Genomic DNA, 19568 nt, shown 5'->3' with positions numbered 1-19568 from the left:
CGATTATATTAATGGTTCGATTCACATCACAGTTGAACAGTTCACCGCGACGGCCGGTAATGTCGATCAGATCAATGCACTGATCGCACCGGCCATTTCTGCACTGAATACGCCGCCGGCAGGCTAAAAGAGGGTGATGATGGGTGAGGTTTTTAGGGATTGACTTGCAGGAGTGGGGGGCATTGTTAGGGATTATAGCCACCGCTATTGCCCTTATTCGGCGTTTTGTTGTTCGTCCGCTGACAAAGTTTATCAGCGACACAGTCAAAGATTATATCGAACCGTTGACCAAGGCGATCACGGACAACACCAATAGCTTAAACCTAGCTAAGGTGGAACATAAGCAGCTTGGTAAGCGGCTGGACGTGGTCGAGGGCACAGTTAGAGATCACGGGGAACGCATTAAAAATGTAGAGGAGCGATTGAAATGAATCATATTTACCTGTTGATTGGAGCGGCCATCTTACTGGTCGCTATTTTATTTGTCTTGGCACTCGTATCCGCACGGATCTGGGCAAGCCTTACGGCGGCACAGCGGAAGCATGTGGAGCAGGCGGCAGCCCGCGCTGTATTGTTGATTGAACAGCAGGCTAAAGAATACTATGATTCACCGTCTGGGCAGGAAAAGCGGAAACTGGCGCTGGAACTACTCGCATCATGGTTGAGCCGGTCATTTTTCCATATCCGGTTTACTCCGGAACAGCTTGAGGGATTCATTCAGGAAGCGTTTGACTTGTCCGGTCTGAAACATCAGGTTGACCAGGTACAGGCGAAGGTGGAAACCGCAGCCAAGGAAGGTGAGCCAGTTGGCTAAGCTATTTATTGACCTTAATCACAGCCGAGGCGTTCGATCGGTGAGTGAATTCCAGCAAATGAAGAAAGACGGTATTTTAGCTGTTACGATCAAGCTATCAGAGGGTCATACCTTTAAGGATCCCATGGCGGCTAGTTACATTAAGAATGCTACGGCAGCAGGGTTACTCGTCAATGCCTACCATTTTTTCCGGGCGAACAGTCCGGAAGAAGCGAAAGCTGAAGCAGAGTTTTTTCTCTCACTCGCTAAATTCTATGGTGTGCCTAAAAATGCACGCATACCGTTGGATATTGAGGTTGTACTCGGTGGGAATATGACGGAGAATGCCCTTGTATTTATCAATACGGTCAAGGCTGCTGGTTATCTTAACGTCACCTGGTACAGCAATCAGCCGTTTACTGATGCACACCTGGACGAAAGTAAACTGCCAGCAAACCCATGGAAAGCAGGCTATCCGGCAAAAGTGGATCTGAACAAACCGCCTTTTAAAAATGTTGGCGCGTGGCAGTATACGGACAAAGTCAAACTTAAAGGGATCAGTGGTACCTTTGACTGCAGTGTGGACTATACTGGCGCATTCACTAGCCGCCCGCAGGCTAAAAAAGCTGTGAAACAGGCCAGCAAACCGATGACGCTGGTGCAGTACCTGGACGCCAAGAAACAGGATAGCAGCTTTAATGCCCGTGCCAAACTGGCCAAGCAGTACGGCATTAAGGCTTACATTGGTACGGCTGGGCAGAACACTCAGCTTTTGTCCTATCTGCAAGCAGGAAAGAAACCAGAGCTGGTTAAGGCAGCACCGAAGCCGACAGTCGAAAAGACAGTGTCCTATATCGTTGCGGCCAGCCTACTGAATATCCGGAAGGCACCGAATGGTCAGGTCGTTGGCACACTAAAGCAAGGTCAGCAAGTCGAGGTTGAGAGAATCAGCAATGGCTGGGCGCAGATTAAGAGCGGTACCGGCCATGTGTACGTCGGAGCGCAATATCTGAAAAAGAAATGACATAATGAAAAAAGCCCGCCGTGGTGGCGGGCATACATAATTATTTTAGGGTGATAAGTTTCCGTCGTTCAGCAATTAATGACTCGAGGTCGTCCAAGTCCTCAGCCGTTGCGTCCTTACGTATAAAGGATTTAGCCGTTGATCGCTTTGATAAGTATCGTTTGTGTTCGCGGTTCTCGTTCGCCCACTCCTTATCATAGCTCAGCTGGTTTTTATGCATGATCACCAGTCCTTTTTAAATAGTTTAAGCAAAATCAAAATGAACCAAACACCCACAGCAATCAGTCCGATTATTTTTATAACGGACAAGTGAGAGAAGTCTGTATCAGATAGCCATGACAAAAAGAGAATGAAAAACAAAATGTCAACAGTTTTGAGTTTTTTCATAATTTAAAGTGGTTATGATATAATAATATGTGGGGGATTTCTCCCCCGGGGTGTTACTTTCGGCGCTTCTTTCGAGGCTTCCGATGATCTTTGATGAGGTAGTAGATGCCGATAACCGCGGCCACGGTTGTTATTGCATTTCTTACCTCATCAATTATTTTATCAACCACTTTTTCACCTCCTTCCATATTTTTATTATAGTACATGTACTATATGAGTGCAAGTCCTTTTGGAAAGTTTTTCAGGGTTTTTCTATAAAAAAATCCCACGCTATAGCGCAGGATAATAGGGATATCGGCGGAGATGCCCACCACATATTTACTGCAATCCGCCCTCAGCGCGCTGTGTACGCTTCACTTTATCAATGGCCTTTTCGATCTCTTCGGGATCATGACCGGTTCGCTGTTCCAGATCGGCGATCTGTGTGACACGGCCCATTGATCGATCGTTGCGCATGATTTGCGCTATTTTCCGCTCAAAATCGCTTAGCATGAGATCATCTCCGCATAGAATGTATGTTCTTATTTTAGCAAAAAATTATTCCCTGCGCTACATGGAAAACGCAGGGAATAAATATCCTTCTTAGAGTTGATTTATTGGAGCTTAGTACAGGCTTTTGATTCATTAAGATATTGTTTTTGATAGGTTTGGAAAGTGAGCGCATAAGTATTGTTAGGCTTCGGATTGTTTACAAAATAATAGAATTGGGAAACGGTATCATAAAATTTTTTAGCGGCGGCTTTTTTCTCTTTGCCCTGTTTAATATTCTTTAGGCTCAACTTCATTAATGAAGTATAGGCAATATCCATTTTCATATTGTAGTCATTTAATTTAAGCGTTTTTCCCTGAGTGAGAAGTCGCGTTTGTTCCTGATCGATTAAACTACTTAAATCACTTCCATTTGCACCAGAATACATAATAATACTTTCGTAATTATGCCCTAAATTGTCTGCTTCAATTCCAGTATTTAAAGCTGTGCCAATAACATTCGAAAAAGCTACATCAAATTGGTCATTGGCTTTGGAGATAGCTTGTTGTTCGTGATACCAATTTATTATAAAAGGGATAAGTATTATAGCTGATATAACAATGCCGAATATGCTGGTAAGGATCCATCGTTTTTTATTCATTATCTTTCCCCCGGTATATTTTTCCTTAATTATACAAAAAATCCCGCACAATGGCGGGATAAAAATAATAATCTGGGCTGTTTTACGTCAGCCCCACGGTTTTAATTGAGGTAATATGCCCCCACAGCTGCCCCAAGAAACATCTTAATCATTCTTAAACATTCGTACCCGTACCGTTAAAAAGCCTTATTTACAGCCTTTTCCGCAAGTAATCGGATTAAAAAATATATTTATCCGGAATGGATATCGGAGAGCGGCGGCTTCCCCAAAGCGGCGCCATGATCACCGTGATCAATCACGATACTTTGTCACTTCGGATGTCAACACTACCAACCCCTTATAATGAAAGCCTGGTTATCCGATTACTCCCCCAAAACAAAACACTTTCCATTAGTGACTTATCCGTATTTGATGAAGCAGTAAAAAGCCTGTCATCACTACTGAATTATGAGAATGGGCTGATACTTGTCTCAGGTCCTACCGGTTCCGGGAAAACGACAACTCTTTATACCTTGATGGCGGCTTTGCAAAAACGTTACCACGCCCGTATCATCACTCTTGAAGACCCCATTGAAAAAAGAAATGAAACCTTTGTTCAAATGGAAGTGAATGAAAAAGCTAATTTCACATATGCCGATGGATTTAAGGCAATTCTGCGTCACGATCCGGACATCGTGATGATCGGCGAAATCCGTGATGAAGAAACGGCAAAGTTAGCTGTAAGGGCGAGCTTGACAGGACATTTAGTACTTTCAACGGTGCACGCCTCTGATGCGGCGGGGACACTCCGACGTCTGACTGAGCTCGGAATACCGCGTTTTGATTTAAGGGATACGTTAGTCGGAGTGATTGCTGAACGCCTTGTGACGATTCAATGCCCTGAATGTGGGAATAACTGTTCACCTGAGTGCGCAAATCGCCATCACCCAAAAAGAACGGGCATTTTTGAGATATTGGCTGGGAGGCCGCTTCAGGAAATTCTTTCATCTGACGATCAGCGGTCCCGGATTCCGCAGTATAAAACAATTGAGGATTATCTGGAAGAAGGGATCGCTTCGGGATGGATTGCGAAAGAGATTCTGAAGGGAGGTGTTTCACCCATTGATTTTCAAAAAAAACTGGACTAAAAAAGAGCAGGCCGAATTTCTGATCCATGTCGGTGAATGTCTTAGTGATGGGTACCCTTTAGAACTTTCTATCCGCCTCCAGTTATTTAATCAAAGCCTGCCTGCCCGGGATGAACTTGAAATGATGCTGGAAAGGTTAAAAAATGGATCATCCTTTTTAGACGCTTTGTCGGATTCTGGGTTTCCAAGAGAAATCTCAAGCTCAATTTATTTTTCGGAAGCAAGTGGGAAACTTGCCCGGGGGATGATTGAGGCGGGGAGGATGATGGAGAGGCGTGAGGGGTATAAGAAAAAACTGTCACAGTTACTCCGCTATCCGATTATGCTCCTATGGATCCTCACGTTAATGTTTATTATTATCGGCCGCTTCCTGCTGCCCAGCTTTAGCCGGCTGTATCAGACACTCTCTATAGATCTCCCTCTGACGACAAAGCTCATTATCTATCTGACAGATCATAGCTACTTTTTAATCGTGCTGCTTGGCTTTGCGGTAGTCTCTTTTACTTTGACTTTTTTTCACTTTCGCAGACTATCTGCTGAGAAGCAGTTAAGTATTTTGATTCATTTTCCCCTCGCGGCCTCTTTTACGCGTCACTATATTACCTATCACTTTTCATTTTATATAGGCAGCCTGCTTCGCGCAGGCCTGTCGATCCGACAAGCTGTGGAAACGTTATCGGAAAAAGGTACGACAGCATTCCTGAAGTACGAAGCGACTCGGATTCGCCGTTCCCTTCTGGACGGAATTCGATTTGAAAAGATTGTGCTGGATTCCCCCTTTTACCTTCCGGAGCTGGCGACTGTGCTTTATCATGGACAGCTGAACAGTATCCCCGGTGAAGCGCTTTGTAAATACAGTACAGTCGTTATGGATCGAATGGAGCGGAGAATCCACACGTTCCTGTCAGTCCTTCAGCCGGCACTCCTGTTGATTATCGGTGGGCTCATACTTGGAATGTTTGCCTCAGTGCTTCTGCCTGTTTTTCAGATGGTCAACGGCCTTTAGAAATGTCAGGAAGAAATGATCTGGATTGAAGATAAAAGAGGCCGGCATTGATCAATCTGATCACTGTGCGTGGCTGATATTGGGCCTTCAGCGCTTCTTTTTCTTGAAAATAGGCTTCCGGTTTCTCTGTCTCGAGTTCATAGAAGGAATCCAGCAGTTCCTGATCCCGTTCCCATCGTTTTCCCGCACTGTCCGACCAGTCTGACGGCTCACAACGTAATTCCGACTCGATCAGCTTTTCTACGCGTCTGATACCGCTTCGAACAGTAATCAGGGGGCTAAGGGTATAACAGTAATCCGGTGCTTTCGGACTGAGGGTAAGCTTAGACAGTATTTCATGGAAACCCTCGACCAGCGTTCCGTTTATCAGCTGAAGTCCGACAGAGTAAATCCGATCCCTTTTCAGGTCACACTGATCACTGATTTTCATGTTCAGACATAACCAGGGCTCAAGAGCGGGTGACGAATGGATTAATGGCTCCTGATAGATTCGGACGAATGGCGCCAGTTTTTTTGCGACTTCGAAGATCTGGTGGAGCCGAGGGGATCCGAAATAGATCAACTCTCCGTCGTCAGACTTTTCATCAGTCCGAAACAGAAGCGTTGCTGTTTCGGGAATTCCACCGGTTTGCCTGATATAATGCCAATAAAAAGGTCGGTTCATCAAAAGTTGGTCCATTTCTTCACTTAGCTTGACCTTAAGCTGTCCACCAGTTTCTGTTGGAAGCAAGGTACAGCCGGAAGTCTTAAAAAAGCGTGTGAGAAAATCAAGTATTTCCGCTTGCTGCATGGTGAACGTCCTCCAAGAAATGACGATTTTCTGAGTTGATCACACTGCTTAGGTTATCCAGCTTTATGCGCAGCTCGCCATCTGACTCCGATTCCTCAAATATCTGCTGCACCTGCCGATCAACGTCTTTCAGGTCAATCTTTTCAAGAATTTCATCGAGTTCGCCAATCACTTGTTCAAACAGATGGATTTTATTGTACAGCAGATTCAGAATATGGCTTTCAACAGTCCCTCGGATTGCCAAATTATAAATGTGTACATCTTTTTTCTGGCCCAGCCGGTGAATGCGCCCGATTCTCTGTTCAATACGCATCGGATTCCATGGAAGGTCGTAATTGATCAGGTGGCTCGCAAATTGAAGATTGATTCCTTCACCGCCGGCTTCAGTCGCTATTAAAACCTGCGCTTGATTCTGGAATAATGTGCGCATCCAGTCTTTTTTCCCTCGTCTGAAACCTCCGCTGAAAGGAACCGAGGTGATGCCATGCTGTTTGAAAAACCACTGGAGGTATAGCTGCGTCGCACGGTATTCTGTAAACACGATGACTTTGTCATTAATTTTGCGGATTAAGTCAAGTGTTTTCTCGGCTTTTGAATTACTTTGCACACCGTTCAGTTTTTCGAATATCGTGTTCCAAAGAACGGCAGTTGAAGGCTCTGCTTTATCTCTGTAAATTTTTCTCAGCGTAACAAAAGCAGCTTCCCGGCTGCTGCAGGCCTCTCTCTGTAGAGTGAGCAATGAGAATCCCTGAATGAGCCCGGATTTCCGGAGCTCAGAAAGCGTATCATAAAAGGTCTGTTCTTCCTTAGAAAAGGACATGTCAAGTGATGTCACAATCCGCTTCGGCCAATCAAGGCCTGTGTCATCTCGGCGATTGCGGACCATCAGCTGATTGACAAGCTGTTTCAGCTTTTCTTCATTCCTGACTGATCGGATTCCGGATTTATAGGTCTTAGCAAAACTTTCTTCGTCTCCCAAATATCCGGGCTTGAGGAGGGAAACCAAATAGAAAATTTCACTGAGCCTGTTCTGAATGGGTGTTGCCGTAAGCAGGAGACAGAACTTTTTCTTAAGCAGCTGGACAAACTGATAGTTTTTCGTCTGATGATTTTTAAGTTTATGCGCTTCATCTATAATGACAAAGTCATAATTCTGTTGCAGAACGAGACTCCGGTGGGGTTCACGTTTCGCAGTATCAATAGACGAAACAACAACGTCGCACTGGCTCCAGACATAGGACTTACGCTGCGGGACAGCGGGTATGGAGAACTTCGTATTAAGCTCAGACACCCATTGAAGCACCAGTGAAGCAGGCACAAGGATCAGTACTTTTTTTGCCAGTCCACGAATCATATATTCTTTGATAATCAGTCCCGCTTCAATCGTTTTTCCAAGACCGACTTCATCAGCGAGAATTGCTTTGCCGTGCATGTCTTCGATGACCGTCTTAGCTGTTTCAATCTGGTGCGGATGGAGCTTGAGCTTCGGCAGCATACCGGGAGCGATCAGGCCGTGAAAAGAGGGAACAATACGCTCACTGTCAGCTTGATAAGCCAGTTCAAACATTTCAAGTTTTCCCCAAGGGCCGTCGTTCTCTATCCGCTTAATAAAGTCTTCCTGCCAAGATCGGTCAAATAATAGGATCGGTTGCATATCTGACACCTTTTATTTGTTAAAATTTTGTGAACAAACCATTGCTTTTCATCTGTTTTTAATGATAGGATAGTAACTGTTAGTATGTGCAACATTGGTTGGGGATAAACAACAATTGAATGTTTTGCGGATGATGTCATGAGGAGAGGGCGCATTCATGCGACGCCGAAGGAGCAAGCGAACAGTGAATCTCTCAGGCAAAAAGACTCGTGGCAGACGCACCTCTGGAGAGTGCTGAATCAGCCACCAAAGGGGATACCGCTTGACGCTAAATATTAAGCGATAAACTTTCAGGTTTAAGGACAGGGGAAAACACAGCTGTGTTTTCCCCTGTCCTGTTTTGTTTCTTTCACTTTTCAATGCAAGTGCACTTCATTTCTCAGAGGGAGGATTTGTAGAGGATGTCCGGTTTGAAAACAACACCGCTTTACGGAACTTACCAAAAAATTGGTGCGAAATTAATCGATTTTGGAGGATATCTGCTTCCAGTCCAGATTTCAGGAATTAAGCAGGAGCATCATGCGGTAAGAAGCACGGCGGGAATATTCGATGTATCACATATGGGCGAATTCAGCCTTGAAGGAGCGGATTCCGAAGCTTTTCTTCAAGGGATGGTCACCAATGATGTTTCAAAAGCGCATCCGGGAGACGCAATGTACACAGCTATGTGTTACCCGGATGGAGGTACAGTGGATGATTTGATGATCTACCGCCTCTCAGCATCCTCGTTCATGCTCGTTGTCAATGCGGCAAATATTGAAAAAGACTTTGAATGGCTGCAGTCCCATCTTGACGGGAAGGCGGTGCTGAAGAATGAATCTGAAAAAATAGCTTTGCTCGCCGTACAGGGTCCTCTGGCAGAATCAGTAATTCAGAAAATTACCCCGTTTGATCTGAAAAGTATCAACCATTTTAAATTTGAACAAAATGTTCCGTTGGACGGTATCCCAGTCCTTATTTCCCGAACGGGTTACACGGGAGAAGACGGGTTTGAAATTTATTGCCCGTGGGATCACGCCGAACAGCTTTGGAACAAGCTGCTGAAGTCTGGTGAAAATGAGGGACTGATTCCGTGTGGCCTTGGTGCAAGAGATACCCTTAGATTTGAAGCACGGCTGCCACTTTACGGTCAGGAGCTGAGCGCCTCGATTTCACCTCTTGAAGCAGGTATCGGTTTTGCAGTGAAAACGAAGAAAATAGACGATTTTATTGGGAAGACTTCACTGACCACTCAGAAACTGAATGGACTGAAAAGAAAAATTGTCGGAATCGAAATGATTGACCGGGCGATACCGCGGACTCATTATGCGGTTTATGATGGTGACCTTCAGATAGGGGAAGTAACGACAGGCACACAATCACCGACATTAGGAAAAAATCTCGGGCTCGTACTGATCGATGAAGCACATACGTCAATTGGTACCGTCATCGATATAGATGTCCGTGGCAAACGGAAAAAGGCAAAGGTTGTCAAAACTCCATTTTATAAGAGAAGCTGAGGAGGCAATTAAAGAAATGGCAGGATTCCGCTACTTGCCGGTAACTGAAGACGACCGGCTGGCTATGCTGAAAACAATTGGTGTGGCTGATGAAGAAGAACTTTACTCCGATATACCGGAGAAAATTCGGTTCAAAGAAGGGCTTAAAGTAGAGAAGGCTTTGTCTGAACCCGAGCTTTTGAGATTTTTTTCTGGACTCGCGGAGCAAAACATCAGCACGAGTCGGCTCCCCTCGTTTTTGGGCGCTGGCGTGTATGACCACTTTATTCCATCAGTGGTAGATAGTGTGATTTCAAGGGGAGAATTTTATACAGCTTACACCCCATATCAGGCAGAAGTTTCCCAGGGGGAACTACAGGCGATTTTTGAATTTCAGACTTTAATCTGCGAATTAACAGGGATGGATGCCGCCAACTCCTCAATGTATGACGGTTCGACGGCACTCGCTGAAGCAGCGCTGCTGTCATACGGAGCGAGTGACCATTCAAAGATCATTGTGTCCGAAACAGTCCATCCTGAATATCGGGAAGTTTTGAATACTTATGCGCACGGACGCCAACTAGAAATTGTGACTATTCCGTCTCTTAACGGAATGACAGACCTTAAGAAACTTGAAAAAGAGTTGGATGAGGAAACGGCATGTGTCATTGTACAATATCCTAATTTTTATGGGCAGATCGAGCCTTTGAAAGAAATTGAAGCAACGGTTCACCGCTTGAAAAAAGCGCATTTGATCGTTTCGAGCAATCCATTGGCATTGGGTTTACTCACTCCCCCAGGTGTTTTCAATGCCGATATTGTTGTCGGAGACTGCCAGCCACTCGGAATATCTGAATCATTCGGAGGACCGCATTGCGGTTACTTCGCAGTGACTAAGAAACTGATCCGAAAAATTCCCGGCAGGCTTGTCGGTGAAACAGTAGATGAAAAAGGCCAGCGTGGTTTTGTTCTGACCCTACAGGCACGTGAACAGCATATACGACGTGACAAAGCTACATCCAATATTTGTTCGAATCAGGCGCTTAATGCTCTGGCTTCTTCAGTTGCAATGATCGCTTTTGGGAAAAAAGGAATTCGCAAACTTGCGGAACAGAACGTGCAAAAGGCACATTATGCAGTCGAGCGGTTGAAAAAAGAACGACTGACCATTGAGAATGAGGGATCCTTCTTTAATGAGTTTGTGATCAATTGTGGAAAACCTGTTAAAGAGGTCAATCAGGCACTGATCAAGAAAGGATTCATCGGCGGTTATGATCTGGGAAGGGATTCGGCCAGCTTAAAGAATAAAATGCTTATCGCAGTGACGGAAATGCGTACAAAAATAGAAATTGATCAATTTGCGGAAGCATTAGGAGGGATTGTCAATGTCTGATCAGAATCAACCGCTGATTTTTGAAGAATCGAAAAAAGAACGGGTTGCATTCAGTCTCCCGGAAATTGATGTTCCTGAGAAAACTTTGAACAGTCTTATTGATGACGAGTATATCAGAAAAAACGATCCGGAATTTCCTGAAGTTTCGGAGCTTCAGCTTGTTCGTCATTACATGGCTCTGTCAAAGCGGAACTTTGGTGTTGACAACGGATTCTATCCGCTGGGATCATGTACCATGAAATATAATCCAAAGGTCAATGAAGTCATCGCCCGTCTTGACGGCTTTACAAAGGTTCATCCCTATCAAGATGAGAGCACGGTGCAGGGAGCTCTGGAATTATTGTACCGTCTGCAGGTTAATCTTGAAGCGATCACCGGAATGGATGCGATGACTCTGCAGCCTGCTGCCGGTGCCCATGGTGAATGGACGGGTCTGATGATTATCCGGGCTTTTCATGAGGCAAACCATGATACAAAGCGGACAAAAGTGATTATACCGGATACGGCGCATGGTACGAATCCGGCTTCGGCATCTGTAGCCGGATTTGAGGCAGTAACAGTAAAATCTGATGTGAATGGTCTTGTTGATTTGGAGGATCTGGAGCGTGTGGCAGACGACCATACTGCGGCGCTGATGCTGACCAATCCGAATACGCTGGGACTTTTTGAAACCCATATTCAGGACATAGCAAGGATAGTCCACGCTGCGGGCGGTAAAGTCTATTATGACGGTGCCAACATGAATGCGATCATGGGTGTCACGCGTCCCGGAGACATGGGTTATGATGTGGTCCACTTAAATCTTCATAAAACATTTACTGGGCCGCATGGGGGAGGCGGACCTGGATCGGGGCCGGTTGGTGTTAAGAAGGAACTGGCACCTTTCCTTCCGAAGCCATTGATTATTAAAAAGGAAGACGGGACCTATGGGTTCGATTATGACCGACCGGATTCTATTGGACGGGTTAAAGCATTCTATGGCAACTTTGGAATCAATGTCCGGGCATATGCTTATATCCGTACGATGGGGGCGGAGGGGCTCAGTCAGGTCTCTAAGGATGCTGTACTGAACGCCAATTATTTGCTTAAGAGACTGTCCGGAAATTTTGATACACCGTTCAAGCAATTTTGCAAGCATGAATTTGTATTATCGGGAAGCCGCCAGAAAAAACTTGGCGTCCGAACGCTGGATATGGCGAAACGTCTGCTTGATTTTGGCTACTATCCGCCGACAATTTATTTCCCGCTCATTGTTGATGAGGCGATGATGATCGAACCCACAGAAACGGAGTCAAAGGAAACTTTAGATGCCTTCGCTGATCGTTTAATAGAGATCAGTTACGAGGCGGAAGAAAATCCGGAGATAGTCCAGGAAGCGCCACATCAGACGGTTATTTCAAGGCTGGATGAAACACGTGCGGCGAGACATCCGATTCTTCGTTATCAAAAGCCAGAAGCAAAATAAGCTGTAAGGTAAAGATTGCAAAGAAGCACAACAAAAAGCGTACATCTCTGATGTACGCTTTTTTCCACTGGTAGAACGGTTAGAACCATGGCACTCGACTTTAATGATTTGCTTTAACTCTTCCATCCCATTTTTTAAAACCGCCCTGCAAGTCGAAAAGATTTTTATAGCCAAGCTTCTTCAAGATACTGGCCGCACGGGAACTGCGGGATCCATTTGAACAGTACAGATAAATAGGCATATCATGGCGGATTTCTGTTTTTCTCATTTTGAGCTGTTCCAGAGGAATATTTCTGGCACCTAAAATATGACCATTTTTGAATTCATTGGCTTCCCTTACATCAATGAGCTGCGCTTTTCTGTACCCGGCTCTGAAATCCACTTCATTTAACGTTGTAAGATATCTGCGCAGAAAATACCTGGATGCAAATGTGTAGCCCAGATACGCGGCAAGCAATACAATAAATGATACCCAACCCAGCATTCTAATTTCCCCCCACAACTATTCAAAATTATTATACCGATTTTTCGACTTTTTTTAAAGAAGCTACATCGTTTCACTTCAAATTTATCAACTGGGCAGGGTAAAATGAGAGAAAAAGACGGTCCAGGCTTTCTTGTTTTTTAAGCGCTCTTATAGTAACATTGGGGAAGTGACTATGGGATGTTGTTAGGGGGAGACATGATGTCGCCTACTCCAAGTATGGAAGACTACATCGAGCGAATTTACTGGCTGATCCAGGATAAAGGATACGCAAGAGTCTCGGATATTGCCGAGGCACTGGACGTCCACTCTTCATCTGTGACAAAAATGGTTCAGAAACTTGATAAAGATCAGTATCTGATTTATGAAAAATATCGAGGCTTTATCCTGACACCAAAGGGAAAGAAAATGGGGAAAAGATTAGTTTATCGTCATGAACTACTGGAAGATTTCCTCAAACTGGTTGGTGTCAGCGAAGAAAATGTCTATAAAGATGTGGAAGGTATCGAGCATCATCTGAGCTGGGATTCCATTGACAGAATTGGTGATGTCGTCCAATATTTTGAGGAAGATCCGAAACGGGTGGATCAGCTGCTGGAAATTAAAGAGAGAAGCGATGATTTTGATGAGTAATGATTGGAATAATTAATGAAATTGATTGACGATGGCCGGAAACTACTGTTTCCGGTCTCTTTTTTAATTTACGATCATCTAATGTATTTATAGGGGGGAAGCCTGTGTGGATAGATATTGTCTTCTCAGGAGGGGGAATCAAAGGCTTTGCATTTGTGGGGGCCCTTGCCAGGTTGGAGAAGTCAGGATACCGGTTTAAGAGAGCGGCTGGTACAAGCGCCGGATCAATAGTTGCGGCACTGCTAATGGCCGGATACACAGCTTCCGAAATGAAAAAATTGATGGACGGAATGGATACGAGGCAACTCCTTGATGCGCCTGCGCGAATTCGCTTCCCGTTTTATAAATGGCTGCGCGTCTATTTCAGAATGGGGTTGTACCGGGGAGAAAAGCTGGAACACTGGTTGGAAAAAGCACTCGCCGACAAAGGTATTTCCGTCTTTTCAGACTTGCCACCGGGGTCATTAAAAATGATCGTTTCGGACGTTTCAAAAGGGAAAATGGTCGTAATACCCGATGACTTGCCAGACTACGGAATTAATCCGGATTCATTTTCAGTAGCGCGAGCCGTGCGAATGAGTGCGGGCCTGCCCTTTTTCTTTGAACCCGTTTCCCTGTTTGATGGAAATGGAGAACGATCGTTAATCGTAGATGGAGGAATTCTAAGTAATTTTCCAATCTGGATTTTTGATATGGAGGAGGGAGGGTTGCCCGCTCGTCCTTATTTGGGTATTCAAACAACACAGGGCGATAAAGGCGAACATGCCGGAATTCAGAATGCGTTCGAGTTATTTCGCGGGATCTTTACAGCGATGCATGAGGCACATGATGAGCGAACGATACAGAGAATTAAAGACTCTAACTTGATTGTGATACCGATAAAGAATGTGACAACAAAGGATTTTCAAATATCTGTAGAAGAGAGGAGCAGGCTTTACCAACTCGGAGTGGAACGGACCGACCGTTTTCTTCAAAAGTGGTCATACTGAATATTTCAGGCATTAAAAAGGATTGGCCGCCGCGCCAATCCTTAATTGTGTGTTTACTAATCAAAATAAAACACGTTTCTTTTTCTTGTTTTTCTTACCTTCGATTACCGTCAGATGGCCATGTTCTTTTATAGATTGCCGTGAAAGCTCTTTGAATGAACGAGAGCCGCTGGATATAACTTTAAATCTTGACGGATGAATGCCGCGAAATTTTCGGCTGATGGAAGTGATTTTCCGGCGCTTCAGTGATTGTTTGGCTGCTCTCCGGTATAGTGCTTGATCTGCGTTCCCTGTCCCTTCCGCCAGCCTTTTAAAGAAAAACAGGCCGACGGCAATAATGGCGGCCAGAATCAAAAGCTGGACGAGAAGAGCAGTCGGATTACTAAAAATTTTTGTGAGCAAACCGAAAATTCCGAGAGCAATGATCAGTGAAAATATGAGCGAGTAGAGAAATGTTTTCACGAACATTCACCTCCGTAAGATTTTACAATACCTGGTTAACGGGAACAACCTGCTCCTTCTCAATTGCTGATTCACAAGCACGCATTTTGTTAAATGCCTCAATACCTATCTCAATTTGCTCATCATTCGGTTCCTTTGTTGTCAGCAGCTGAACACATAGGCCAGGATAACCGAGCCAGCGCAACACCGGAATATGCCGAACACTGTTTGTAAGTTTAAGAATTTCAAAAGCGAGCCCCAGGTCAAGGGGTATCAGTAGAACGCGGGTTACCAGCCGGAGCCACAACGGGTCAGCGGGAACGAAAAAGTAGAGAAAAACACTGATCAGCGCCGTGAATAAAATGAAACTTGACCCGCAGCGGTAGTGGAACCTGGAATGCTTTTTCACATTTTCAACGGTCAATGCTTCACCGCTTTCAAATGTATTTATTACTTTATGCTCGGATCCGTGATATTGAAACAATCTTTTCATTAAAGGTGTCAGTGAAATGAAATAAATGTAGCCGATTAATAAAATGATTTTGAAATTACCCTCAAGCAGCACCTGTCCTGTCCTTCCGCTGATCCACGGTTCAAACAGGCTGGCCACATACGCTGGGACAAGTGTAAAAATAAATTTAGCAAAGAGAAAGGACACTATGCCCACTGCCGTGAGTCCAATCCATGCACTTAACCCTCCATGCACTTTTTCCCTGTTGCTCTTATCGGCGGATGGTTCTTCGCCATAGACTTCAGACGCATAGTTTAAATGTTTCGTTCCAACAGCACTTGCCTCAAAAATGGCCACAATTCCGCGTAGAACCGGGATCTTCTTCAGAAGTCTCAATGACGGATACTGTTTCTTCGCACATTCAAAAAAAGTGACGGAGTTGTCTTTTCTGCGAACAGCAGTAACCGTAGTGTATTTTCCACCCATCATGACGCCTTCGATCACTGCTTGCCCGCCATATACAGGGAGATTTCCTGCCATAATCTGATCAGCCCGATTCTAAAAGTAATAGATTGTTTTCCTAAATTACTTATACATATCTTTATTTTACCCGAAATGTTCAAAAAGCTCTAGGAAGAAGTTTGGATATTAATAAAATTTGACTGAAAAATGCTCTTCGATGTGTTTTAATATTAAATTGGTACAAATTTCGTTGTTTTGGGCATAATTAGTTGCAGAAAAAAATTCCGAGGTGCTCTGAGTGGCGAGACGAATTCTGAAGAAAAAAACAAAGAAAAGCAAAGAGGAAAACAAAATTGGAAAATCCCTGGGCCGTGCAACTGTCATAGGATTCTTCGGGGGACTTATCTGGAGCAGCACCGCAATGGTCTGCCATCTTCTGAATTTTGCATCGGTGGGGCCGGAACTTCTGTTCTTTCCCTTTCACATAGGCGCTTGGAAAAGTGGTATTTTCGGGCAGTTTCTGGCAATTGCGGGACTCTGCCTGCTTTCAATACCTCTCGCTCTTTTATATCAGTTTACATTGAGCAAATTCAAATCTATCTGGATTGGTATCGGCTACGGATTAATTTTATGGGGATTAGTTTTTATTGTCTTGCAGCGCTGGCTGCCCGGTCTTCCGTCCCTAATCAAAATTGGCTGGAATACACTGACTACAACGAGCTGTTTGTTTGCGCTATACGGACTTTTTATCGGCTATTCTATTGCCTATGATATCGAAGAAAAACCGGACTTAGAAAACTATCCAAAAGAGTAGTGCTGTGGTAAAATGTTTAAAGTGGTTTTCAGTCTGCATTTGCCCTAAGAGAATAATACACTGGAGCAGTGATCAATTGTTTTTTAAGCTTTCTGCTGCAAAAAGTGTCTTTGCTGACTGAAAAAAGCCGGCCGGAGATGAACCGGTTCAAGTGCGGAGCAATTTACAAGGAGGAAGACAATGATTTCGGTAAATGATTTTCGAACAGGTCTTACGATTGAAGTTGACGGAGATATTTTGTCCGTCATTGAATTTCAGCATGTTAAACCGGGTAAAGGAGCGGCATTTGTTCGTTCCAAACTGAGAAATCTCAGGACTGGAGCGATTCAGGAGAAGACTTTCCGCGGCGGTGAAAAAGTCAGCCCTGCCCGTATTGACAACCGCAAGATGCAGTACCTTTACGCAAGCGGATCGGCTTACACATTCATGGACATGGAAACTTTTGAACAGATGGATTTGGACGAAAGCCAAATTAAGACTCAGCTTAATTTTCTTAAAGAAAATATGGAAGTCAATGTTCAGTCTTATCAAGGAGAGACAATTGGTGTCGCACTCCCTAATACCGTTGTGCTCGAAGTGGCGGCTACGGAGCCCGGAATCAAAGGTGACACTGCTTCAGGCGGCTCAAAGCCGGCAACACTTGAAACCGGGTATGTGGTCAGCGTGCCGTTCTTCGTTAATGAAGGGGACAAACTGGTCATCGATACAAGATCCGGCCTTTATGTTTCCCGTGCGTGATCGAGCTCTTTTTTAAGAAATAGTGATATTCATATTTTATAAGGCGTCCGTATACTCGGACGTCTTTTATTTTTCCCCTTAATAGAAATTGACGCCGAATGACCGTTCAGACTGACAATTAGCATATAGAGGACAGGCAAGCATATATTGAAACGAAAGCCTGATGCACTTTAAAAAGCAGGTGGATGAATTGGAACCTATTTTGTCATTGTTACCTGAGCCATTTAGATCCGTTATTCTCAGAATGCCAGATGACGCGCGCATAAGTCTGGAAGAGATACGGCTGCGCACAAATTGTCCGCTGGAACTTGTTGTTGCTGACCGGCGTTGGTATCTTCCCGGGGAAGCAATGCCTGTTTTTAAAAGAGAGCATGCTGCAGAAATGCTTCAGAAAATGAGCAGATATTCACTATATACGATGGAAGAGGAACTAAAGCGCGGATATATCACGATCAGAGGCGGCCATCGGATTGGGCTTGCAGGGCGGGTCATTACTGAAAAGGGTCATGTGCTTCGGATTCGCGATGTGACCTTTTTTAATATCCGGCTGGCCAAGCAGAAAATAGGGACGGCCCTGCCGCTGATCCCGTTCCTTTATAAAAAGAGGCGCTGGGTAAGTACATTGATTATAGGAGCACCTCAGACAGGAAAAACAACTTTGCTCCGGGATTTAGCGCGATTGATCAGCAGTGGTCTGCCTGACAGATTTATAGAAGCTGAGAAAACTGGAATTGTTGATGAACGATCAGAAATCGCCGGATGTGTGGATGGAATCCCGCAGAATGATGTGGGGAAACGGACGGATGTTCTTGATGCCTGTCCTAAGGCGGAAGGAATGATGATGATGATCCGGTCAATGAGCCCTGAGGTACTTATTGTTGATGAAATCGGAAGAAAAGAAGATATGGAAGCTTTGTTTGAAGCGCTCAATGCAGGCGTTTCAGTCATCGCGACGGCTCACGGTTTCTCGCTGACTCAGCTGAGAAGCAGGCCATCACTTGCTCCGCTCCTCGAAGCCCATATGTTTGACCGTTACATTATTTTATCAAGGACGGACTTCATTAAAGGCAGCAGGATGTCCGTACTTGACAGCCTCGGGCAGTCAATTGCCACGGAGGAGGGTATCTGGCAATGATACAGCTCCTGGGATCTCTTTTAATCGTCGTATCATCTACTTCAGCGGGGATTGTGATCGCCCGTGGTTTCCGGGACCGTCCGAAAGAAATCAGACAGTGGCGCTCAGCGCTGCAGTCAATTGAAGCGGAGATCGTCTATGGACGCATACCCGTTGACGATATGGCAGGTCATCTGTCCGTCCAGCTGCCGCACCCTATCGCCTTTTTTTTTCAAATTCTACAGAAAAAAATGGTTTCTGAAAAAATGCCGCTTCGTGAAGCCTGGCCCGACGCCATCAAAGTATTTTGGCCGGAAACTTCAATGAGAAAAGCTGAGAAAGAAGTGATTCTGCAGTTTGGATCAACTTTAGGTACAGAAGATGCTGAAAATCAGCAGAAACATATTCAACTGGCGCTCGCGCATCTTGAACGGGAAGAGGAAGAGGCCAGAGCCAGGCAGGAAGCAAATGAAAAAATGACACGCAGCCTTGGTTTCCTTGCCGGCATTCTCATAGTCCTGATCTGTATTTGAAGAGAGTAATGCATGCACTAATGTTTCCAAGAGAGGAGGGACCCGGATGTCACTGGACGTGAACACGATCTTTCAAATTGCGGGCATAGGCATCATCGTAGCGATGATCCAAACGGTGCTGAAACAAATGGGGAAAGACGACTGGGCGCAATGGGTTACTCTGATTGGATTCGTCGTCATTCTGTATATGGCCGCTACAATGATTGACGACTTATTTGAAAAAATCAAAAACGTTTTCTTGTTCATGTAAGGACTAATGTATGGATATTTTGCAAATTGTCGGCCTCGGCCTGGCGGCAACCTTCCTGGCACTCATCCTAAAAGAAAAAAATCCGGTCTTTGCCCTTTTGCTTACTTCGATCGTCGGCACCACTATTTTCATCATGCTTGTGGATCAAATCACACTGGTCATGGACATGCTGAAAAAAATGGCAGAAACAGCTCATTTGAACAGCATGTATGTCGCAACGGTATTGAAGATAATCGGGATCGCTTATATCTCAGAATTCGGAGCACAAATTGCCAAGGATGCAGGGCAGACTGCACTTGCCGGTAAAATTGAGCTGGCGGGTAAAATAGTCATTCTCGTGCTGGCGATTCCGATCCTTACGGCTATCGTCGATACTGTTATGAACTTGGTACCGCGAGTAGGAGGAGGGTAA

Annotated in this window: 24 protein-coding genes and 1 riboswitch; of the genes, 16 read left to right on the top strand and 8 right to left on the bottom strand. The window is 44.8% G+C overall.

Going from position 1 to position 19568, the window contains the following annotated elements:
• The first annotated feature begins 182 nt into the window (after positions 1–182).
• The 3 genes from E4665_RS15765 to E4665_RS15755 are packed head-to-tail and all read left to right on the top strand — an operon-like array spanning position 183 to position 1817.
• Positions 183–431, top strand: a complete 249-nt coding sequence (locus E4665_RS15765; protein WP_135349759.1) for a hypothetical protein — start codon at positions 183–185, stop codon at positions 429–431.
• On the top strand, positions 428–814 hold the full coding sequence (locus tag E4665_RS15760; RefSeq protein ID WP_135349758.1) for a phage holin, LLH family: 387 nt from the start codon (positions 428–430) through the stop codon (positions 812–814). The genes E4665_RS15765 and E4665_RS15760 overlap by 4 nt, the downstream gene beginning before the upstream one ends.
• On the top strand, positions 807–1817 hold the full coding sequence (locus tag E4665_RS15755; protein ID WP_135349757.1) for a GH25 family lysozyme: 1011 nt from the start codon (positions 807–809) through the stop codon (positions 1815–1817). Before E4665_RS15760 ends, E4665_RS15755 begins: the two co-directional genes overlap by 8 nt.
• Before the next feature lie 40 nt (positions 1818–1857).
• On the opposite strand, the gene E4665_RS15750 is transcribed toward E4665_RS15755, so the two are convergent.
• From E4665_RS15750 to E4665_RS15745, 3 genes are all read right to left on the bottom strand, one after another.
• Positions 1858–2037 carry a hypothetical protein gene (locus E4665_RS15750; RefSeq protein ID WP_135349756.1) on the bottom strand — a complete coding sequence of 60 codons (180 nt, stop codon included), beginning with the start codon at positions 2035–2037 and terminating at the stop codon, positions 1858–1860.
• A 485-nt stretch (positions 2038–2522) separates the two neighbouring features.
• Entirely contained in the window at positions 2523–2696 is a 174-nt protein-coding gene (locus tag E4665_RS18230; protein WP_167815227.1) for a hypothetical protein, read from the bottom strand.
• A 101-nt stretch (positions 2697–2797) separates the two neighbouring features.
• Positions 2798–3334: a hypothetical protein gene (locus tag E4665_RS15745; RefSeq protein WP_135349755.1), complete on the bottom strand. Its 537-nt coding sequence runs from the start codon at positions 3332–3334 to the stop codon at positions 2798–2800.
• 239 nt (positions 3335–3573) lie between these two features.
• Here E4665_RS15745 and E4665_RS15740 point away from each other — a divergent pair, with 239 nt between their 5' ends.
• Positions 3574–4461 carry an ATPase, T2SS/T4P/T4SS family gene (locus E4665_RS15740; protein ID WP_135349754.1) on the top strand — a complete coding sequence of 296 codons (888 nt, stop codon included), beginning with the start codon at positions 3574–3576 and terminating at the stop codon, positions 4459–4461.
• Positions 4436–5467 (top strand): competence type IV pilus assembly protein ComGB, encoded by a 1032-nt coding sequence (gene comGB, locus E4665_RS15735; protein ID WP_135349753.1) that lies wholly within the window; start codon positions 4436–4438, stop codon positions 5465–5467. Before E4665_RS15740 ends, comGB begins: the two co-directional genes overlap by 26 nt.
• Here comGB and E4665_RS15730 read toward each other — a convergent pair.
• Positions 5454–6257, bottom strand: coding sequence for a YqhG family protein (locus tag E4665_RS15730; RefSeq protein WP_135349752.1), 804 nt, complete (start codon positions 6255–6257; stop codon positions 5454–5456). The two genes, comGB and E4665_RS15730, sit on opposite strands and share 14 nt — an antisense overlap.
• Positions 6235–7911 (bottom strand): DEAD/DEAH box helicase, encoded by a 1677-nt coding sequence (locus E4665_RS15725; RefSeq protein ID WP_135349751.1) that lies wholly within the window; start codon positions 7909–7911, stop codon positions 6235–6237. Before E4665_RS15725 ends, E4665_RS15730 begins: the two co-directional genes overlap by 23 nt.
• Before the next feature lie 130 nt (positions 7912–8041).
• A riboswitch (glycine riboswitch) is annotated at positions 8042–8130 on the top strand.
• A gap of 182 nt (positions 8131–8312) precedes the next feature.
• Here E4665_RS15725 and gcvT point away from each other — a divergent pair.
• From gcvT to gcvPB, 3 genes are read left to right on the top strand one after another with little or no spacing between them, the layout of a single operon-like run.
• Entirely contained in the window at positions 8313–9410 is a 1098-nt protein-coding gene (gene gcvT / locus E4665_RS15720) for a glycine cleavage system aminomethyltransferase GcvT (RefSeq protein WP_135349750.1), read from the top strand.
• A gap of 16 nt (positions 9411–9426) precedes the next feature.
• Positions 9427–10782, top strand: coding sequence for an aminomethyl-transferring glycine dehydrogenase subunit GcvPA (gene gcvPA / locus E4665_RS15715; RefSeq protein ID WP_135349749.1), 1356 nt, complete (start codon positions 9427–9429; stop codon positions 10780–10782).
• A complete protein-coding gene (gene gcvPB / locus E4665_RS15710) occupies positions 10775–12247 on the top strand; it encodes an aminomethyl-transferring glycine dehydrogenase subunit GcvPB (RefSeq protein WP_135349748.1) in 1473 nt (490 codons plus the stop codon). Before gcvPA ends, gcvPB begins: the two co-directional genes overlap by 8 nt.
• 100 nt (positions 12248–12347) lie before the next feature.
• Here the strand turns inward: gcvPB and E4665_RS15705 are convergent, their stop codons facing one another.
• Entirely contained in the window at positions 12348–12731 is a 384-nt protein-coding gene (locus tag E4665_RS15705) for a rhodanese-like domain-containing protein (RefSeq protein ID WP_135349747.1), read from the bottom strand.
• Positions 12732–12932: 201 nt separating this feature from the next.
• On the opposite strand from E4665_RS15705, the gene mntR reads away from it, so the two are divergent.
• Both mntR and E4665_RS15695 read left to right on the top strand, forming a co-directional pair.
• Entirely contained in the window at positions 12933–13364 is a 432-nt protein-coding gene (gene mntR / locus E4665_RS15700) for a transcriptional regulator MntR (protein WP_135349746.1), read from the top strand.
• 104 nt (positions 13365–13468) lie between these two features.
• Positions 13469–14353, top strand: a complete 885-nt coding sequence (locus E4665_RS15695) for a patatin-like phospholipase family protein (protein ID WP_135349745.1) — start codon at positions 13469–13471, stop codon at positions 14351–14353.
• A 60-nt stretch (positions 14354–14413) separates the two neighbouring features.
• On the opposite strand, the gene E4665_RS15690 is transcribed toward E4665_RS15695, so the two are convergent.
• Both E4665_RS15690 and E4665_RS15685 read right to left on the bottom strand, forming a co-directional pair.
• Positions 14414–14821 carry an SA1362 family protein gene (locus E4665_RS15690; protein ID WP_241654917.1) on the bottom strand — a complete coding sequence of 136 codons (408 nt, stop codon included), beginning with the start codon at positions 14819–14821 and terminating at the stop codon, positions 14414–14416.
• Positions 14822–14837: 16 nt separating this feature from the next.
• Positions 14838–15785 (bottom strand): DUF1385 domain-containing protein, encoded by a 948-nt coding sequence (locus tag E4665_RS15685; RefSeq protein WP_135349743.1) that lies wholly within the window; start codon positions 15783–15785, stop codon positions 14838–14840.
• A gap of 220 nt (positions 15786–16005) precedes the next feature.
• Between E4665_RS15685 and E4665_RS15680 the strand changes: the two genes are divergently transcribed.
• From E4665_RS15680 to spoIIIAD, 6 genes are all read left to right on the top strand, one after another.
• Positions 16006–16521: a YqhR family membrane protein gene (locus E4665_RS15680; RefSeq protein WP_241654915.1), complete on the top strand. Its 516-nt coding sequence runs from the start codon at positions 16006–16008 to the stop codon at positions 16519–16521.
• Between the two features lie 180 nt (positions 16522–16701).
• On the top strand, positions 16702–17259 hold the full coding sequence (gene efp / locus E4665_RS15675; protein ID WP_135349742.1) for an elongation factor P: 558 nt from the start codon (positions 16702–16704) through the stop codon (positions 17257–17259).
• A gap of 190 nt (positions 17260–17449) precedes the next feature.
• Complete coding sequence (gene spoIIIAA / locus E4665_RS15670; protein ID WP_277752229.1) at positions 17450–18394, top strand: stage III sporulation protein AA; 945 nt, start codon at positions 17450–17452, stop codon at positions 18392–18394.
• A complete protein-coding gene (spoIIIAB, locus tag E4665_RS15665; RefSeq protein WP_135349740.1) occupies positions 18391–18906 on the top strand; it encodes a stage III sporulation protein SpoIIIAB in 516 nt (171 codons plus the stop codon). The genes spoIIIAA and spoIIIAB overlap by 4 nt, the downstream gene beginning before the upstream one ends.
• A gap of 46 nt (positions 18907–18952) precedes the next feature.
• Positions 18953–19156 (top strand): stage III sporulation protein AC, encoded by a 204-nt coding sequence (gene spoIIIAC / locus E4665_RS15660; protein ID WP_135349739.1) that lies wholly within the window; start codon positions 18953–18955, stop codon positions 19154–19156.
• 10 nt (positions 19157–19166) lie between these two features.
• Positions 19167–19568 carry a stage III sporulation protein AD gene (gene spoIIIAD, locus E4665_RS15655; protein ID WP_135349738.1) on the top strand — a complete coding sequence of 134 codons (402 nt, stop codon included), beginning with the start codon at positions 19167–19169 and terminating at the stop codon, positions 19566–19568.

Origin of the sequence: Sporolactobacillus shoreae (assembly GCF_004684935.1) — a bacterium.
Lineage (GTDB): Bacteria > Bacillota > Bacilli > Bacillales > Sporolactobacillaceae > Sporolactobacillus > Sporolactobacillus shoreae.
The sequence above is the reverse complement of the archived record's forward strand: the minus strand, read 5'-3'. Positions and strand labels throughout refer to the sequence as shown.

Bases quoted from the DNA above. Each gene is read 5' to 3' on its own strand.
- gcvT (WP_135349750.1), top strand. From the start codon at position 8,313: ATGTCCGGTTTGAAAACAACACCGCTTTACGGAACTTACCAAAAAATT.
- E4665_RS15740 (WP_135349754.1), top strand. From the start codon at position 3,574: ATGGATATCGGAGAGCGGCGGCTTCCCCAAAGCGGCGCCATGATCACC.
- mntR (WP_135349746.1), top strand. From the start codon at position 12,933: ATGTCGCCTACTCCAAGTATGGAAGACTACATCGAGCGAATTTACTGG.
- gcvPA (WP_135349749.1), top strand. From the start codon at position 9,427: ATGGCAGGATTCCGCTACTTGCCGGTAACTGAAGACGACCGGCTGGCT.
- E4665_RS15745 (WP_135349755.1), bottom strand. From the start codon at position 3,334: ATGAATAAAAAACGATGGATCCTTACCAGCATATTCGGCATTGTTATA.
- spoIIIAD (WP_135349738.1), top strand. From the start codon at position 19,167: ATGGATATTTTGCAAATTGTCGGCCTCGGCCTGGCGGCAACCTTCCTG.
- efp (WP_135349742.1), top strand. From the start codon at position 16,702: ATGATTTCGGTAAATGATTTTCGAACAGGTCTTACGATTGAAGTTGAC.
- E4665_RS15705 (WP_135349747.1), bottom strand. From the start codon at position 12,731: ATGCTGGGTTGGGTATCATTTATTGTATTGCTTGCCGCGTATCTGGGC.
- E4665_RS15730 (WP_135349752.1), bottom strand. From the start codon at position 6,257: ATGCAGCAAGCGGAAATACTTGATTTTCTCACACGCTTTTTTAAGACT.
- E4665_RS15685 (WP_135349743.1), bottom strand. From the start codon at position 15,785: ATGGCAGGAAATCTCCCTGTATATGGCGGGCAAGCAGTGATCGAAGGC.
- E4665_RS15725 (WP_135349751.1), bottom strand. From the start codon at position 7,911: ATGCAACCGATCCTATTATTTGACCGATCTTGGCAGGAAGACTTTATT.
- gcvPB (WP_135349748.1), top strand. From the start codon at position 10,775: ATGTCTGATCAGAATCAACCGCTGATTTTTGAAGAATCGAAAAAAGAA.
- E4665_RS15690 (WP_241654917.1), bottom strand. From the start codon at position 14,821: ATGTTCGTGAAAACATTTCTCTACTCGCTCATATTTTCACTGATCATT.
- E4665_RS15750 (WP_135349756.1), bottom strand. From the start codon at position 2,037: ATGCATAAAAACCAGCTGAGCTATGATAAGGAGTGGGCGAACGAGAAC.
- spoIIIAC (WP_135349739.1), top strand. From the start codon at position 18,953: ATGTCACTGGACGTGAACACGATCTTTCAAATTGCGGGCATAGGCATC.
- E4665_RS18230 (WP_167815227.1), bottom strand. From the start codon at position 2,696: ATGCTAAGCGATTTTGAGCGGAAAATAGCGCAAATCATGCGCAACGAT.
- spoIIIAB (WP_135349740.1), top strand. From the start codon at position 18,391: ATGATACAGCTCCTGGGATCTCTTTTAATCGTCGTATCATCTACTTCA.
- E4665_RS15760 (WP_135349758.1), top strand. From the start codon at position 428: ATGAATCATATTTACCTGTTGATTGGAGCGGCCATCTTACTGGTCGCT.